This is a genomic window from Streptomyces sp. NBC_01451 (assembly GCF_036227485.1).
Classification (GTDB): Bacteria; Actinomycetota; Actinomycetes; order Streptomycetales; family Streptomycetaceae; genus Streptomyces.
On the sequence record NZ_CP109479.1, the window covers coordinates 5,746,221 to 5,762,442 of the forward strand.

Sequence of the window (16,222 nt, forward strand, 5' to 3'; positions counted from 1 at the left end):
GGGCACGTCGAGGACCCAGGTCGTCAGTCCCCTCGCCCAGTCCGCCACCGCGATGCATATCTCCACCCGACTGCTGTTCTAGGACGCGCGAGCCCCGTCGCGCAACCCGATCATCGTGTCAGTGACCTCCCCCACGTCCGCCCGCCGAAACGTGCGTTGAAACACCTGTCCGCAGGATCTTCGCAGCCTCTGAACACCATCGTCCGCCCATCGTCCATATGTACGGCCCGATGAGCTGTGTGTCTCTGTGTCCGTGTGTGTGTCCGGTCCCAGTTTCGCAGACGGGTGGGGCCGACGCCCCCCTCCCGGGCCCCCTACCCTGAGGGGGTCACTGGCAATCGGAGCCCGAGAAGTCGGAGAAGTCGCAGGTCATGAGCGAAACGTCTAGCGGGGCAGCCAGCGGAATGGCGAGTGGGTTGCCCTATTCATACGAAGCGCCCGTCTCGCAGGGCCTCTTCGACCGTGCGACGGCCGTCACACCGGGCGGCGTCAACTCGCCGGTGCGTGCCTTCCGCGCCGTGGGCGGTACGCCCCGGTTCATGGTGTCGGGGCGTGGCCCGTATCTCACCGACGCCGACGGGCGCGAGTACGTCGACCTGGTGTGCTCCTGGGGCCCGATGATCCTCGGGCACTCCCGCCCGGAGGTCATCGCCGCCGTCCAGGACGCCGTCTCGCGCGGTACGTCCTTCGGTACGCCGGGGGAGGGCGAGGTCGCTCTCGCCGAGGAGATGGTCGCCCGCATCGACCCCCTCGACCAGGTGCGGCTCGTGTCCAGCGGGACCGAGGCCACCATGTCCGCGATCCGGCTGGCCCGGGGCTTCACCCGGCGCGCCAAGGTGATCAAGTTCGCCGGGTGTTACCACGGTCACGTCGACTCGCTCCTCGCCGCCGCCGGGTCCGGTGTGGCCACGTTCGCGCTGCCCGACACCCCGGGCGTCACCGGTGCCCAGGCCGGCGACACGATCGTCCTCCCCTACAACGACCTCGACGCCGTGCACGCCGCCTTCGCCGCGCACCCCGGCGAGATCGCCTGCCTGATCACCGAGGCGTCCCCGGGCAACATGGGCGTCGTACCGCCGCTGCCCGGGTTCAACCAGGGGCTCAAGGACGCCTGCGCCGCGAATGGCGCGCTGTATGTGTCCGACGAGGTCATGACCGGGTTCCGTACCAGTCGGAGCGGCTGGTACGGGATCGACGGCGTCCGGCCCGACCTCATGACCTTCGGGAAGGTCATGGGCGGTGGGTTCCCCGCCGCCGCCTTCGGGGGGCGCGCCGACGTCATGGCCCACCTCGCGCCCGCCGGGCCCGTCTACCAGGCCGGCACCCTCTCCGGGAACCCGATCGCCACCGCCGCCGGGCTCGCCCAGCTGCGGCTGCTCGACGAGGCCGCGTACGTCACCGTCGACGCGGTCTCCGCGCGGCTCCAGGGGCTCGTCGGTGAGGCGCTGAGCAAGGAGGGCGTCGCGCACACCGTGCAGAACGCCTCCAACATGTTCTCCGTGTTCTTCACGGACCGGCCGGTGCGTGACTACGAGGACGCGAAGACGCAGGAGTCGTTCCGCTTCACCGCGTTCTTCCAGTCCATGCTGGCGAACGGCGTCTATCTCCCGCCCTCGTCCTTCGAGTCCTGGTTCGTCTCCACGGCCCACGACGAGCGGGCCATCCAGAAAATCGCCGACGCCCTTCCGGCGGCGGCCCGTGCGGCGGCGGAGGCCACGGCAGCATGAGCGACCTCACGAACAGCTCCAGCAACCCGAACAGCTCCACCGGTTCCGACAGCGACATCACCGTCGTACACCTCATGCGGCACGGTGAAGTCGCCAACCCCGAAGGGGTGTTGTACGGGCGGCTGGCGGGCTACCACCTGTCCGAGCTGGGCCGGCGGATGGCGGACCGGGTCGCCGAGCACCTCGCCCCGCGCGATGTGACGTATGTCTGTGCCTCCCCGCTGGAGCGGGCGCAGGAGACGGCGACGCCCATCGCGAAGGCGCACGGGCTCGATCTGGCCTCCGACGCGCGGCTTCTGGAGGCGGAGAACGTCTTCCAGGGGAAGACCTTCGGTGTCGGGGACGGCGCCCTGAAGCGGCCCGAGAACTGGAAGCACCTGGTCAACCCGTTCAAGCCGTCGTGGGGGGAGCCGTACGTCGATCAGGTCGTACGGATGATGGGGGCGCTGGACGCCGCCAAGGACGCCGCCCGTGGGCACGAGGCCGTGCTCGTCAGTCATCAGCTGCCGATCTGGATCGTGCGCAGCTATGTGGAGCGGCGGCGGCTCTGGCACGACCCGCGCAAGCGGCAGTGCACGCTCGCCTCCCTCACCAGCTTCACCTACCGCGGCGACAAGATCGTGTCGGTCGGTTACACCGAGCCCGCCCGTGATCTCGTGCCGGCCCATCTCCTCGCCGGCGCCAAGCCGGTGAAGGGGAAGAGCAAGGCCTTCGGGGCCTGATCGACCAGCACTTCGGAGACTTTCGTCCGTTGAGCGACCAGTGACACGGTTGTTGCAATTGTTCCGAAATGCGTGCTAATGCGGGGAACCTCCCTGTTCGTCGTCCCCTCTGACTGGGTGAACCAGCAGTGAGTACGACGAATGGGGATCCCATGCACGGCAAGAACGGTGACGGTGTCGGTGGCTTCAGCCGGCGGGGTGCCCTCGGCCTCGGCCTCGGTGCCGCCGCCGCTCTCGGTACCGCCGGCTGCGGAACCGTACTGGGAGAGGGGTCGAGCGGTACCGGAGGTTCCACCGGTGACCGGCCTTCCGGCAAGCCGTCCCCCGACGGCCACACCGTCCCGGCCGCCAAACCCATTGGTGACGGCTCCACCTCGTTCACCGGCAAGCAGCCCCACCAGCCCGGCAGGCCCGTGCCGTTGGAGGCCGGGCAGACCCCGCCGCAGTTCGTGATCTTCTCCTGGGACGGCGCGGGGGAGGTCGGCAACGGCCTCTTCCCGCGCTTCCTCGACCTCGCGAAGACGCACGGCGCCCACATGACCTTCTTCCTCTCCGGGCTCTACCTCCTCCCCGAGTCGCAGAAGCGCAGGTACCTCCCGCCGAACAACGCCCCCGGCGCCTCCGACATCGGCTACCTCACCGACGACCACGTCAGGGCGACCCTCGCCAACGTGCGGCGGGCCTGGCTCGACGGGCACGAGATAGGCACCCACTTCAACGGCCACTTCTGCTCCGGTTACGGCACGGTCGCCAACTGGACGCCCCAGCAGTGGCGCAGCGAGATCCAGCAGGCCAAGGGCTTCGTGAAGGAATGGCGCACCAACACCGGGTGGACCGACCTGCCCGCGCTCCCCTTCGACTACGACAAGGAGCTCGTCGGCGGCCGTACGCCCTGTCTCCTCGGCCAGGACAACCTGCTGCCCACCGCCCGCGCCCTCGGCTGGCGCTACGACGCCTCATCGCCCGGCGGCCGGCAGGTGTGGCCCACGAAGAACGGCGGCGTCTGGGACCTGCCCCTCCAGGCGATACCTTTCCCCGGCCACAAGTTCGAGGTCCTGTCGATGGACTACAACATCCTGGCCAACCAGTCGATCAACTCGACCAACGCTCCCGCCTACAACTACCCGGCCTGGCGCGAGCAGGCGACGGGCTCCTACATCGCCGGTTTCCGGCGGGCGTACGAGACCAACCGCGCCCCCTTCTTCATCGGCAACCACTTCGAACACTGGAACGGCGGCATCTACATGGACGCCGTCGAGGCCGCCCTCAAGCACATCGCGCGCGAGAAGGAGAAGGGCGAGGACATCCGGCTCGTCTCCTTCCGGCAGTTCGTCGACTGGCTGGACGTACAGAACCCCGAGGTGCTGGAGAAGCTGCGGACCCTCGATGTCGGGCAGCCGCCGGTCGGTGGCTGGAAGGGGTTCCTGGCCGATCCGCAGAAGACCACCACGGGGTCCGTGACGGGGGGTTCGACGGGGACCGGAAACGCTGCCTGAAATGCGGGTTTGTGCCCGCAAGGGGGGTGCGCAAGATCCTCGGAACGGACATGCGAAACTTTTCACATGAGTGCCGCCAGTCGCGTCTCCCTCTTCCTGGACCGTCGCCCGAACCGTTCCCGTGGTCAGGCCCGTAGCCGCCGGGCCGTCCTGTTCACCGCCGCTGTCGCCGCCTCCGCGCTGGCCCTGACCGCGTGCGGCTCCGGCGGTACGTCCGGGGGTTCCGGCGACACCAACTTCGTCACCGGCACCGGCGGCATCGCCACGGTGGCCCAGGGCAAGCGGGTCGTCGCCCCCGACCTCTCCGGGGCGACCATCGACGGCAAGCAGCTCGACGTCGCCGACTACAAGGGCAAGATCGTCGTCATCAACATCTGGGGTTCGTGGTGCGGGCCCTGCCGCCTTGAGGCGAAGAACTTCGTCGCGGTCTCCGCCGACCTCAAGGACAAGGGCGTCGAGTTCGTCGGCATCAACACCCGCGACACGGAGACCCGTCCGGCGGTCGCCTTCGAGAAGCAGTACGGGGTCACGTACCCGAGTCTGTACGACCCCACGGGCAAGCTGATGCTCCGCTTCAAGAAGGGCACGCTCAACCCGAAGTCGATCCCCTCCACGATCGTCCTCGACCGGGAGGGGAAGATCGCCGCCCGCGCGCTCGTGGCGCTCAGCGAGGACAACCTGCGCAAGATGATCGACCCCGTCCTCGCGGAGAAGTGACGTGAGCGGAGCGATCACGGACGTGACCGGCGTGCTCACGCTCGCCGCCTCCGTCCCCGCGGCCAACGAGACCGTGATGAGCGGGGCCCTGATACTGGCCCTGCCGATCGCCCTGCTCGGCGGCCTCGTCTCCTTCTTCTCGCCGTGCGTGCTGCCCCTCGTACCCGGTTATCTGTCGTACGTCACCGGTGTCACCGGCACCGACCTCGGCGAGGCCCGCCGAGGCCGGATGGTCGCCGGGGCCTCGCTCTTCGTGCTCGGGTTCACCGCCGTGTTCGTGTCCACGGGGGCACTGTTCGGCTACTTCGGACAGACGCTCCAGGAGCACCAGGACACGCTGTCCAAGGTGCTCGGCGTCCTCATGATCCTCATGGGCGTCTTCTACATGGGCCTGATGCCCTGGCTCACCCAGCGCGAGTTCCGCTTCCACAGGAAGCCCGCCACCGGACTGGTCGGCGCCCCTCTCCTCGGTGCCCTGTTCGGCATCGGCTGGACGCCCTGCATCGGCCCGACCCTCGCCTCCGTCAACACCCTCGCCTTCGACCAGGCCAGCGCCGGGCGCGGGGCCGTACTGACGGTCGCCTACTGCGCCGGCCTCGGGGTGCCCTTCGTGCTCGCCGCGGTCGCCTTCCGCAAGGCGCTCGGTGCCTTCGGCTGGGTCAAGCGCCACTATGTGTGGGTCATGCGCATCGGCGGCACGATGATGATCCTTACCGGTGTGCTGCTCCTTACCGGCGCGTGGGACCGTCTGGTGCAGGAGATGCAGACCTGGTCCGACGGCTTCACTGTGGGGATCTGATCGATGAGCAACACCACCGGCACCGGCAGCACCCCTGCCCCTGCCTCCGCCCCCAAGGGCGGTGACGACCGGGAGGAACTCGGCGCCGCCGGCTCCCAGCTGTCCACCGCCCCCCAGGAGGACGCGCCGGGCCCGCCCTCCATGGGCGTCATCGGCTGGGCCCGCTGGTTCTGGCGCCAGCTCACCTCCATGCGGGTCGCGCTGCTGCTGCTGTTCCTGCTGTCGCTCGGGGCGATCCCCGGCTCGCTGATCCCGCAGTCCGGGACGGACGAGACCAAGGTCGCCGACTTCATGCGGCGCCACAGCTTCGTGGGGCCGATCTACGAGAAGCTCGGCCTGTTCCACGTCTACAGCTCGGTGTGGTTCTCGGCGATCTACATCCTGCTGTTCGTCTCCCTCATCGGCTGCATCGTGCCCCGCACCTGGCAGTTCGTGGGCCAGCTGCGCAGCCGCCCGCCGGGCGCGCCCCGCCGCCTGACCCGGCTGCCCGCCTACACGACGTGGCGTACGGAGGCCGAGCCCGAGCAGGTCCGCGAGGCAGCCCTCGTACTGCTCAGGAAGCGCCGCTTCCGCGCCCATGTCGCCGGGGACGCGGTCGCCGCCGAGAAGGGCTATCTGCGCGAGGTCGGCAACCTCGCCTTCCACATCGCGCTGATCGTGATGCTGACCTCCTTCGCCTGGGGCCAGCTGTACAAGTCCGAGGGCAACAAGCTGATCCTCGAAGGCGACGGCTTCTCCAACACGCTCACCCAGTACGACGACTTCAAGTCCGGCACCCTCTTCGACACCGACGACCTCGACCCCTTCAGCTTCCATCTGGACGACTTCAAGGGCACGTACGAGACGACCGGCCCCAACCGCGGTACCCCACGCACCTACGAGGCCGACGTCGACTACAGCGTGGGTGCGTACGGCAAGCCCCGGAAGCGCACCATCAAGGTCAACGAGCCGCTGGTGGTCGGCGACTCGAAGGTCTACCTGACCGCCCACGGCTACGCGCCGGTCATCACCGTCCGCGACGGCAAGGGCGACATCGTCTTCGACCAGGCCGTGGCCCTTCTGCCCCTCGACTCCAACGTCACCTCCTCCGGTGCGATCAAGGTCATGGACGGCTACCGCAATCCCGAGGGCGTCGAGGAACAGCTCGGCATCCAGGCCTTCTTCCTGCCCACCTACGTGCCCGGCAACGAGGTCGCCTCGCAGTTCCCCGCACTGGAGAACCCGGTGCTGAACCTGGCGCCCTACCACGGCGACCTCGGGGTCAACGCGGGTCTCCCGCAGAGCGTGTACCAGCTCGACAAGACCCACATGAAGGCCTACAAGGACGCCAAGGGCCAGCAGGTGCGCGAGAACCTGAAGCCCGGCGAGACCATGCAACTCCCGGGCGGCGCCGGCTCGGTGACCTATGAGGGCACCCAGGAGTGGGCCAACTTCCAGGTCACCCGGCAGCCCGCCAGCGGCTGGGCGCTCGGCGGCGCGATCGTCGCCGTCTTCGGCCTCGCCGGTTCCCTGTTCATCCAGCGCCGACGGGTGTGGGTGCGGGCGGTCAGGGGCTCCGACGGCGTCACCGTCGTCGAGATGGGCGGCCTCGGCCGCAGCGAGTCCGCGAAGGTGCCCGAGGAACTCGGCGACATCGCCGGAATCCTGTACGACCAGGCGCCCGGCGCCCCCGATCCCGAAACCCCCGATCCCGACCCCGATACTTCCGCCGTACCTGCCGAAGGGGCTGAGAAGTAAATGTCTGCTCTCGCCACCGCGCCCGACCTCGTCCACGTGACGACTCTCGCCACCGCGACCAACGAACACCTCGCGAACATCAGCAACACGCTGATCTACTCCGCGATGGCCGTCTACACCCTGGCCTTCTTCACCTACATCGCCGAGTGGATCTTCGGCAGCCGCAGCAAGGTCAGCCGGACGGCCGCCGCGCTCACCGCGAAGCCGGCCGGGGCGGCCGGGGCGAAGGCGCCGGAGGTGACCGTCAAGAACGCCGGCGGGACCGCCGTACTGGAGCGGCCGAAGGTCGTCGTGCGGGCCGCGGCGGGGGCCCGGGACGTGCCGGACGGGCCCGGCGCCCACGGCGGGGACGAGCAGGGCGACCTGTACGGGCGCATCGCCGTGTCCCTCACCGTGGTCGCGTTCCTCGTGGAGTTCGGCGGGGTGCTGGCCCGTGCGCTGTCCGTGCAGCGGGCGCCGTGGGGCAACATGTACGAGTTCAACCTCACCTTCTCCACCACCGCCGTCGGCGTGTACCTCGTCTTCCTCGCGCTGAAGAAGGACATCCGCTGGCTCGGCCTCCCCCTGGTCACGAGCGTCCTGCTCGACCTCGGACTCGCGGTCACCGTCCTGTACACGGCCAGCGACCAGCTCGTGCCGGCCCTCCACTCGTACTGGCTGTACATCCACGTCTCCACGGCGATCCTCTGCGGTGCCGTCTTCTACGTGGGCGCGGTCGCCACGATCCTCTACCTCTTCAAGGACTCGTACGAGAACAAGCTCGCGTCCGGCGGCAGGCCCGGCACCTTCGCGACCTCCGTGATGGAGCGGCTGCCCGCCTCCGCGTCCCTCGACAAGTTCTCGTACCGGGTCAACGCGGCCGTCTTCCCGCTGTGGACGTTCACGATCATCGCGGGCGCGATCTGGGCGGGCGACGCGTGGGGCCGCTACTGGGGCTGGGACCCCAAGGAGACCTGGGCGTTCATCACCTGGGTCGCCTACGCCACCTACCTGCACGCCCGCGCCACAGCCGGCTGGAAGGGCCGCAAGGCCGCCTACATCGCCCTGATCGCGTTCGCGTGCTTCCTCTTCAACTACTACGGCGTCAACATCTTCGTCAGCGGCAAACACTCGTACGCGGGCGTGTAACTCCCGTAGCAGGACGGCGGGTACGACGCTTACGACGATGGCGGCAGGCAGTCCTTCTCCGGGGGTCTGCCCGTCGGCCAGGCGATCTCGACGAAGCGGGCGTGCCGGTCGGGGGTCAGTTCCACGATCGGTACGGCCTTGTCGTACGGGTTGCCGTAGTTGTCCAGGCAGATCCAGCCGCTCGCGCCGTTCACGCGCCCCGACGAGCCCTTGATGAGCGTCCACTCGTCGCCGACGTCGGCGAGTGTGGGCGCGCTCCGGCCGCGGGGCGTGGCCTCGCGGATGCCCTCGACGGTGAGCCGCATCGCGTCGTACGCGATGATGAGCTGGCCGTCCTCCAGGTCGATGGCGCCGATCGGTGAGGGCCTGCCGCTCCTGCCGGTCCTGTTGGCCTGGGCGGCGCCCAGCAGTTCGGTCAGCTCCCGGGCGTCCGCCGCCGAACCCCCGGTCCTCGGGGGGTCCTTGAGCCAGGCGTCCGGGTGGGCGAGGGCGCTGTAGCGCACCGAGACGCCGTGCTTGAGGGCTTCGGGGTCGAGCTTCCTGTCGCCGGTGAGGTACGAGGCGTCGTCCCCGGTCAGGATGGTGAACTCCCGTTGCTGGCAACCTCGTTCGCCGAGCGCGTTGATGAACTGGCGCAGCTGGGTGTGCCGTCCGGCGAACAGGATGGTGTTCACGCCGGGTGCGGTGTCGCACACCAGCTCCCTGATCTGCCGGAAGTCGTTGGCGGTGGTCCCCTCCTTGGTGCGGTCGGCGAGCGGGGTGAAGGGCCACGGCTGGTAGCGCGAGCCGGTCAGCAGCTTCTCGAACGAGGCCTGGAGCGTGAGCGTGTACGGGTCGCCCGGGTCGTCGTACACCAGCACCGCCTTGTCGGCCGCGACGTCGGCGAAGGAGGCCAGCGCGCGGGCCTCGTCGGTGTTGGTCGGGGCGGTGCGGGCCAGCCCCGGGAAGGGTTTCAGGCCCTCCGGGCTGCCCTGCCGGCCGTTGGCGAGGCTGTCGGCCGTGATGGACGTGCCGACGACGGGGATGCCGCGCCTCGTCAGCTCCTTCACGGCCCGGGTGTTCTCCTCCGTGCTCAGCCCTATCCCGGTGACCGCGCGCAGCCGGTCCGAGGTCGTCGTCATCCGCTCCAGCTGGTCGACCGTGTGCTCCCAATGGGCGCCGGTACGCCCCGGGTTGGCGAGCACCAGCCGGATCGGCGGACCCTCGCCGTTCGCGTCGTGGTTCACCTTCCACTGGGCGAGATAGGCGCCCTGGAGCTCGTGCAGCACGTCCCCGAGATTGTCCTCGTCGGTAGCGGTGAACGGCTCGAACAGGGCGACGGTGACATAGCCGGCCGTACCGTCCTCGCCGTCCGTGTCGTCTGCGTCGTTGGATCCGTCGGTTCTGTTCGTGAGGGAGTCGTTCTCGCGGTCGATCGCCCTGATCGTGTCGGCGAGTTGCTCCCGGCCGAAGGCGTAGTCGGTCGTCGAGACGCCCACGCACTCGTCACTGCCCGCCGGACGCACGACCCCGGGCGCGCAGGACCGGTCGTCGTGCGTGAGCGACCTGACCGCGAAGCCGATGCCGGTCACCAGCGCCGCCGTGACCAGCAGGGCCAGATAGCGGCGCAGCGGGATCGCCCAGACCCCCTCGCGCAGCCACGCCCCGACGCCCCTGAACCCGCTGCGAGCCATCACGCGCCTCCGTCGTTGCGGTTCCGGGTCCGGTCGTCGGAGGCGGTGTCCCCGTCGTCGCGCGGGGCGCGCAGCGGGCGGCCGGCCAGCGCGGCCTCGGGCCACTCCTGCGAGGCGTGCCACAGCAGCGCGTTGCTCGCGCGCGGGTCGTTGGACAGCTGCTCCAGCTCGTAGCGCAGCCGGTCGCACAGCTTCCGGTCCGGCAGCACCAGCGGATCGGTCAACTGCCAGACGGCGTGCAGGAGTCGGCGTACCCGCAGATGCAGTACGGCGTCCACGTCGTCCGGCGGCCGTTGCTCGGCGTCGGTGTGGCCGAAGGCGATCCGGGCGCGCTGGTGGTCGCCGCCGACGAAGTCGTGGCCCTCGGCGTCGTGGGCGTGGAAGTAGGGCGCCGACGCGACGAAGAGAAGCGTGTCGAGCCAGGTGCTGGTGTCGAGGGTGTGGAAGGTGTCGCGCAGATACGCGACCGCCGGTCCGGTGTCGCCGAGGGCGAGTTCGTGGTGGAGGCGGTAGCGGGCCTTCGACGGCTCGGGTCCCTCGTAGTGCTGGATGAGGGTCTCGTGGACGTCCCGCCACTTGCCGTGGTCGGCGTGCCGGTGGTGCAGGCGCAGCAGGAGCAGGGTGCGGACGAAGGCGTCACCGACGAACTGGCCCGGAACGGCGGGCAGTCCCTCCGCCACGAGCCGGGTCTCCAGCGCGCGGACGCTCGACGGGCCGAAGTCGTCCGGGAGCCCGGAAGCGGCGAGTGCGCAGGCCGAGTCGTGGTCGTGGGCGGCGGCCAGCACGGTCAGTTCGTCGAGCCGGTCGGCGGGGACGAGCCGGTCGAGGAGTTCGCGGTAGGCGGGATGGCTGTCGCGGTCCTCGTGCAGGGCGAGTTCGGCGGTCAGCAGGGCGCCGAAGGGTGCGGTGGGCGGCAGTTGGGGAAGGTTCTGCCGGGCCGACTCGGCGACCAGCGCGATGCCCAGCGGATTCCCGCACGTCAACCGGTGTGTGGCGGGCGGGAGTTCGGCAGGCACGGGCACCGCCGTGCCCGTGCACACCGCGTCGACGATGTGCAGGGTGTCGTCGGAGGACAGCGGCGGCAGCGAGACCAGCAGGGCCCGGGAGGAGGCCGTGTCGCCCGGTGTCCAGCGGGTGCGCTGGACGGTCTCGCGCAGGTCGCGGCGTACCGCGTTGCGCAGCGAGGACTGGCCGCTGCCGCCGCGCACGGCGGTGATGAACGCGACCTGGTCGGCGATGCCCTCGGCGCGGTCGCGCAGCACCTGCTCGGTCAGTTCGCGTCCCGGCGATCCCTGCGCGTTGTCGACCAGGACGAGCGGGCGGCCCAGGCGCTGCAGGTGTGCCCGTACTCCGGCGTAGGCGTCGGTGAGGTCGGCGAGCAGGGCACGTACGAGATAGCGCTCGGCGTGCTCGCGGGAGGTGCCGCCGGCCCTGAAGTGGTCGGAGAGCAGGCGGAGTCCGAGCTCGGCGCGGTCACCGGCGTTCGGGTACGTCCGGTACCAGGTCGACGCCCTGCGCTGCCGCGCGCTTGAGGAACGTTCCGTCATCGCCTCCAGGGTGGCCTCGATGACCGCCGAGACCAGCGGGTCGTCGCTGATCGCCGCCGCGACCGCCTTCGAGGCCACCCGGCCCGCCCAGCGTGCGGCGAACCCGGTGAACCACGAGCCGCTCTCGTTGAGCAGTAGCATCCGCTGGACCTCCCAGCGGATGCGCTCGGTGTCGGCGTTGCCCCAGCCGCCGGCGGCCACCGCGATCAGGCCCGACATCAGCCGGGGGAAGGCGATCCGCCGGGCGCCGGTGACCGGTTCGGCGAGCTGCTCGGCGATCACCAGCAGCGCCTGCGCGAGCGGCGACCAGGCCTGCGCCGGGTGCCGCTCGGGCGACAGGACGAACTGCGGGTCCTCGCAGTCGATCAGCGCGACCGGGGTGTGCCGCTGGTAGGCGGCGCGCAGCTCGCCGAGGACCGCGCTCTTGCCGAGTCCGCGCCCGGCGGTGAGCACCACGAACGGCAGTTCACGCGGATGCTCCAGGGGAACGGCGATGTGGTGGTGCGGTCGCAGTCCCACGAGCCGGGGCGCGAGCCCCGGCGGTTCGGTGGCGAAGAGCGCCCCGCGTCCGTGCAGCCGTCTGAGCACCGCATCCCTCCCCCTGGGGCCTACCGCGGTTCAGTGTGCTGTGCAGTACTGCAACACCAGTGTAGGAAGAGGAAGTTGGATCGGACCAGATCGCATGATGTCCGTTGTGTTACGAAATTATCGGCCCAATGCTCAACTTTCTACGCCCGCTCGGACGGCCCGGACGGCTTGGGCAGCTCGGCCGTCTCAGTCGACGGTGATCGAGTCCAGCTGCCCCCGCAGATAGACGTGCGAGTCGAAGGCCTCGTACGCGACCCGGCCCACCGGCGCGGGCACCGACTCGACGATCGTGCCCGGGGTGCACTCGCCGAAGTAGACGAGGGACATCAGCTCCTCGGCGGGCGAGTCGGCCGGCGGCGGCAGCACCCGGTGCCGGCCCGAGCGCCAGCGGTCGCCGGTCCAACGGGCCATCAGGTCACCGATGTTGATGGTGAACGCCTCGGGGTCGAAGGGCGCGTCCTCCCAGCCGCCCTCGTCGGTGTAGACCTGTAGTCCGCCCTTCCCCGCCTGCCGGTCGAGGATGGTGACCGTCCCGAAGTCGGTGTGCGGCCCGATCCGGAACTGCCCCGGCTCCGGCTCGCCGACCACTTCCACCCCCGGATACCAGTTGATGTTGAAGCCGTACGTCGGATGGTCCATGTGCCGGGAGAAGAAGTCGGGTTCGAGCCCGAGAGCGGACCCGAGAAGGGTCAGCAGCTCCTTCTCCAGCTCGCCCATCCGGTCGAGATACTCCTCGCACAGCCTCCGCAGCTCGGGAGCCTCGGCGGGCCACACGTTGGGCGCGTACCACTCGGCGTTGACGGCCGGGTCGTCGAAGGGCTCGTGCGTGGCGAAGGTCAGCGACTCCTTCAGGTCCGGCGGTGTCTCGGTCCCCTCCGAGTACCCGTTGGCCTCGGCCCCCGGACCCAGCCACCCCCTCCCGCCCACCTTCGCCGTGTACCGCTCCTTCACCTCGGCCGACAGCGCGAAGAAGGCGCGGGCCGCCTCCCGGATACCGGCCCGCAGGGCGGGGTCGACGCCGTGCCCGGTGACCAGCAGGAATCCGGCGGTCTGGAGGGCGGAGTCGACGGTACGGGCGATCTCCTCGCGGGTCTCGGCGTCGCCGGACAGCCAGGGCCGCAGGTCGACGGTGGGGATGCGGGGTGCGGCGGGGGTCTGTGCCGACGTGGGATTACTCACCGATGTCCTCGTTCCACAGTGCGGGATTGTTCGTGATGAAGTCGCGCATCATGCCGACGCACTCGGGATCGTCGAGCAGTACGACCTCGACGCCGTGCTCGGCGAGCCAGTCGTGCCCACCGTGAAAGGTGACGGCCTCTCCGACGATCACCCGGGAGATACCGAACTGCCTCACCAGACCGGAGCAGTACCAGCACGGGGAGAGCGTGGTGACCATGGTCGTCCCACGGTACGACCGCTGCCGTCCCGCATTCCGGAACGCGGCGGTCTCGCCGTGCGTCGAGGGGTCGCCGTCCTGGACGCGCCGGTTGTGCCCACGCCCGAGAAGCGTGCCGTCGGCGCCGTAGAGCGCGGCCCCGATCGGGATGCCGCCCTCGGCGAGCCCGGCGCGGGCCTCCTCGACGGCGACGGCGAGCCACGAGCGTGCCAGCGCCTGATCGATCTCGACCACCTCGCCCACCTCGACCACCTCCTCCAACCCGTCCATCCGATTCATGGGTTCACTCTCCTTCGGCGGAAACACCGGGGCAACGTGCGGAAAGTACTCTCCGGGCATCCCCCAGCAGGACGAAGTGTCAGCGCCTTGGGAGGCACCCGTGCCCGCACTCACCCTCCGTGAAGTCCTGGCCCTCGACCCGGTCCGCGCCGCCGAGCCCGAACTCCTCACCGGGGAGGCCGCGCTGGACCGGCCCGTGCGCTGGGTCCACTCCAGCGAGGTGTACGAGGGCGCGAACTTCCTCGACGGGGGAGAACTGCTGCTGACCAACGGATTCGGCCTCACCGACACGGACGAGGAGGTACGGCGCCGCTACGTCCGCGAGCTGACCGCCCGGGGCGCGGCGGGCCTGGCCGTGGAGATCGGCCGCTCGCTGCCCGCGATGCCGCCCGAGGTGACGGACGAGGCCCGCCGCCTCGGCCTGCCCCTCCTCGCCCTGCGCCGCGTCGTCCCCTTCGTACGCATCACGGAGGCCGCCAACCGCGCGATCGTCGCCCGGGGCCTGTCCGGCCGCACGGTGGTCCGCCCCTGGGGCGACGACCACACCGCCGCCCTGCTCGCCGACCTCGCCGACGGCCAGGCCCTCAACCAGCCCGAGGTCGAGGCCCGCGCCGCCCTCACCGGCTTCCACCCCGGCCCCGGCGCCCGCCTGATCGGCGTCTCCGTGCACGGCACGCGGGACGTCTCCACGGTGGACCGGGCGGCGCGCGCCCTGGGCGGGGCGGTGCTGCGGGCCGCCTTCCCGGGGGACGTGCTCGCCCTCGTCGCGGTCCGGCCGGCGCCGGAGGCGAAGACGGGACGGGACCCGGTACGGGCGGTGCAGGACGCCTTCCGCACGGCCGCCGCCGCCCCCGGCCTCACCGTCGCCGTGGGCCACGCCGTCGACGCGGGCAACGGCTGGCTGCGCTGGAGCGAGACGCTGCGCGCGGCCCGTACGACCCTGGAACTGGCACTGACGGTGCCGCCGCCGGAGCCGAACGCCCCGCAGGGCCCCCTGGTGACGTCGTCCCGGGCCCTCGCCCTCGAACGCGAACTCACCCGAGGGGGCGTCGACGCCAACCAGGACCGCCTCACCCGCCTCGTCCAGCACACCCTGGGCCCCCTTCTGGCGTGGGAGGCGGCCCACCCCAGCGACCTGGTCCGCACCCTGGAGGTCCACCTCCGCAACGGCTGCTCGCCCACCCGCACGGCGACCCTCCTCCACATCGGCCGCCAGTCCCTCTACCAGCGCCTGGAACGCATCGAGTCCCTCCTCGGCCTGGAGATAGACGACCCGGACCTGCTGGGCGAGCTCCTGACGGCGGCCTGCGCGTGGCGGGTGGTGCGGGGGACGGGTGCGGGGGCGGGAACGGGGGGTCTGCGGACGGTGGCGTAGGGGGCGGCGCGGGCCTGGGCGAAGTCAGAAGGGCCGTAGGGTGACGTGACGTGGTGGGTTGTACTCGGACAACTCCAGCACGGTCCTCGGTGTCCGCAGCCCGTCCTCCACGCCGAAGATCCGCCGGGCGGCCTCGAAGGGAACATCGTCGGGAGCGTCGGGGGCGACGATCGCTGACACCCGGTCGTACAGCTCGCGGAGGGGTTCGGTCATGGTCCGCCCGTCCGCCTCGGCCTCCGTCCCCCAGATGTCCCACAGCAGGGTCTCCACCTTGTTCAGCGCGGCGAGGTCGAGCCGTATGTTGCCGGCCACGAACCACTCCCCGTTCAACGGCCCGTCCTCCGGCGGGTACAGCCCGAAGGTGTCGGGGTCGGCGTCCCCGGCCCGGATGTCCCGCCAGGCCCGGCCCGCGACCTGGAAACGGTCACGCGGTACGTCCATCGGGTCGAAGTCGACGCGACCGGCGGTCGTCACGTCCGGATCGGCGAGCTGCGCGTCGGCGAGGAGCCAGCCGCGCGACTCGTCCCAGTACTCGGTGACGACGTGATCGCAGTGGAAGCCGTCCGTCCGGAAGTAGTCGGCGAACCCGGACCGCACGCGGGCGGGAATGCCGCTGTGCCGCAGCAACGAGCAGTGCAGGAGCGCGAAGTCCCGGCAGACACCGACGAACCGGTCTCCGGCCGTGCGCCGTCGGGTCAGCGGGGAGCCGTCGCGCGCGATGACGATCCGGAGGATGTCGTCGACGTAGCGGGCGTTGGCGTCGTGGTGCAGCCGATCGGTGGGATGTGTGTGGCGGAACTGGTCTCCCTCGCCCCGATGGATCACCAAGTCGCGTGCTGTGCGGGCGAGTCGGGCGGGGTCGGAGGGTAGGCCGGCGTACAGCCGGGCGAGGTCGCCGGGGTCGGAGAAGGGGCTGTGGGTGCGGTAGAAGGCAGCGGCTTCCGGGGCGAGGCTGGGGTGGGCGGAGGGCAGGGAAGGCGACGACACGGTGAGCTCCCTCAAGACGGGGGTCGGGTTTGTTTAGCTCGTACGTTCGAA

At 70.4% G+C, this 16,222-nt stretch carries 13 protein-coding genes; 8 read left to right on the forward strand and 5 right to left on the reverse strand.

Going from position 1 to position 16,222, the window contains the following annotated elements; all coding sequences use genetic code 11:
- Positions 1-404 precede the first annotated feature (404 nt).
- From hemL to ccsB, 7 genes are all read left to right on the forward strand, one after another.
- Entirely contained in the window at positions 405-1,727 is a 1,323-nt protein-coding gene (hemL, locus tag OG595_RS25140; RefSeq protein ID WP_329283177.1) for a glutamate-1-semialdehyde 2,1-aminomutase, read from the forward strand.
- Positions 1,724-2,449, forward strand: a complete 726-nt coding sequence (locus tag OG595_RS25145) for a histidine phosphatase family protein (protein WP_329275685.1) — start codon at positions 1,724-1,726, stop codon at positions 2,447-2,449. The genes hemL and OG595_RS25145 overlap by 4 nt, the downstream gene beginning before the upstream one ends.
- A 152-nt stretch (positions 2,450-2,601) precedes the next feature.
- Complete coding sequence (locus tag OG595_RS25150) at positions 2,602-3,945, forward strand: hypothetical protein (protein ID WP_329275686.1); 1,344 nt, start codon at positions 2,602-2,604, stop codon at positions 3,943-3,945.
- Between the two features lie 66 nt (positions 3,946-4,011).
- Positions 4,012-4,662 carry a TlpA family protein disulfide reductase gene (locus OG595_RS25155; protein WP_329275689.1) on the forward strand — a complete coding sequence of 217 codons (651 nt, stop codon included), beginning with the start codon at positions 4,012-4,014 and terminating at the stop codon, positions 4,660-4,662.
- 22 nt (positions 4,663-4,684) lie between these two features.
- Positions 4,685-5,461, forward strand: coding sequence for a cytochrome c biogenesis CcdA family protein (locus OG595_RS25160; RefSeq protein ID WP_443073359.1), 777 nt, complete (start codon positions 4,685-4,687; stop codon positions 5,459-5,461).
- A gap of 3 nt (positions 5,462-5,464) precedes the next feature.
- On the forward strand, positions 5,465-7,198 hold the full coding sequence (gene resB / locus OG595_RS25165) for a cytochrome c biogenesis protein ResB (RefSeq protein WP_329275693.1): 1,734 nt from the start codon (positions 5,465-5,467) through the stop codon (positions 7,196-7,198).
- Positions 7,199-8,326 carry a c-type cytochrome biogenesis protein CcsB gene (gene ccsB, locus OG595_RS25170; protein WP_329275696.1) on the forward strand — a complete coding sequence of 376 codons (1,128 nt, stop codon included), beginning with the start codon at positions 7,199-7,201 and terminating at the stop codon, positions 8,324-8,326.
- A 29-nt stretch (positions 8,327-8,355) separates the two neighbouring features.
- On the opposite strand, the gene OG595_RS25175 is transcribed toward ccsB, so the two are convergent.
- From OG595_RS25175 to OG595_RS25190, 4 genes are all read right to left on the reverse strand, one after another.
- Positions 8,356-9,999, reverse strand: coding sequence for a hypothetical protein (locus OG595_RS25175; RefSeq protein ID WP_329275699.1), 1,644 nt, complete (start codon positions 9,997-9,999; stop codon positions 8,356-8,358).
- Positions 9,999-12,134: a hypothetical protein gene (locus OG595_RS25180; protein WP_329275701.1), complete on the reverse strand. Its 2,136-nt coding sequence runs from the start codon at positions 12,132-12,134 to the stop codon at positions 9,999-10,001. Before OG595_RS25180 ends, OG595_RS25175 begins: the two co-directional genes overlap by 1 nt.
- A gap of 186 nt (positions 12,135-12,320) precedes the next feature.
- Positions 12,321-13,313 (reverse strand): isopenicillin N synthase family dioxygenase, encoded by a 993-nt coding sequence (locus tag OG595_RS25185; protein ID WP_329275706.1) that lies wholly within the window; start codon positions 13,311-13,313, stop codon positions 12,321-12,323.
- Entirely contained in the window at positions 13,306-13,800 is a 495-nt protein-coding gene (locus tag OG595_RS25190) for a nucleoside deaminase (RefSeq protein WP_329283181.1), read from the reverse strand. Before OG595_RS25190 ends, OG595_RS25185 begins: the two co-directional genes overlap by 8 nt.
- 109 nt (positions 13,801-13,909) lie before the next feature.
- Here OG595_RS25190 and OG595_RS25195 point away from each other — a divergent pair, with 109 nt between their 5' ends.
- The gene (locus OG595_RS25195; RefSeq protein ID WP_329275708.1) at positions 13,910-15,184 is read left to right on the forward strand and encodes a PucR family transcriptional regulator; all 1,275 of its coding nucleotides are present in this window, start codon (positions 13,910-13,912) and stop codon (positions 15,182-15,184) included.
- Positions 15,185-15,208: 24 nt separating this feature from the next.
- Here OG595_RS25195 and OG595_RS25200 read toward each other — a convergent pair whose 3' ends face one another.
- On the reverse strand, positions 15,209-16,171 hold the full coding sequence (locus OG595_RS25200; protein ID WP_329275711.1) for a transglutaminase-like domain-containing protein: 963 nt from the start codon (positions 16,169-16,171) through the stop codon (positions 15,209-15,211).
- Positions 16,172-16,222 lie beyond the last annotated feature (51 nt).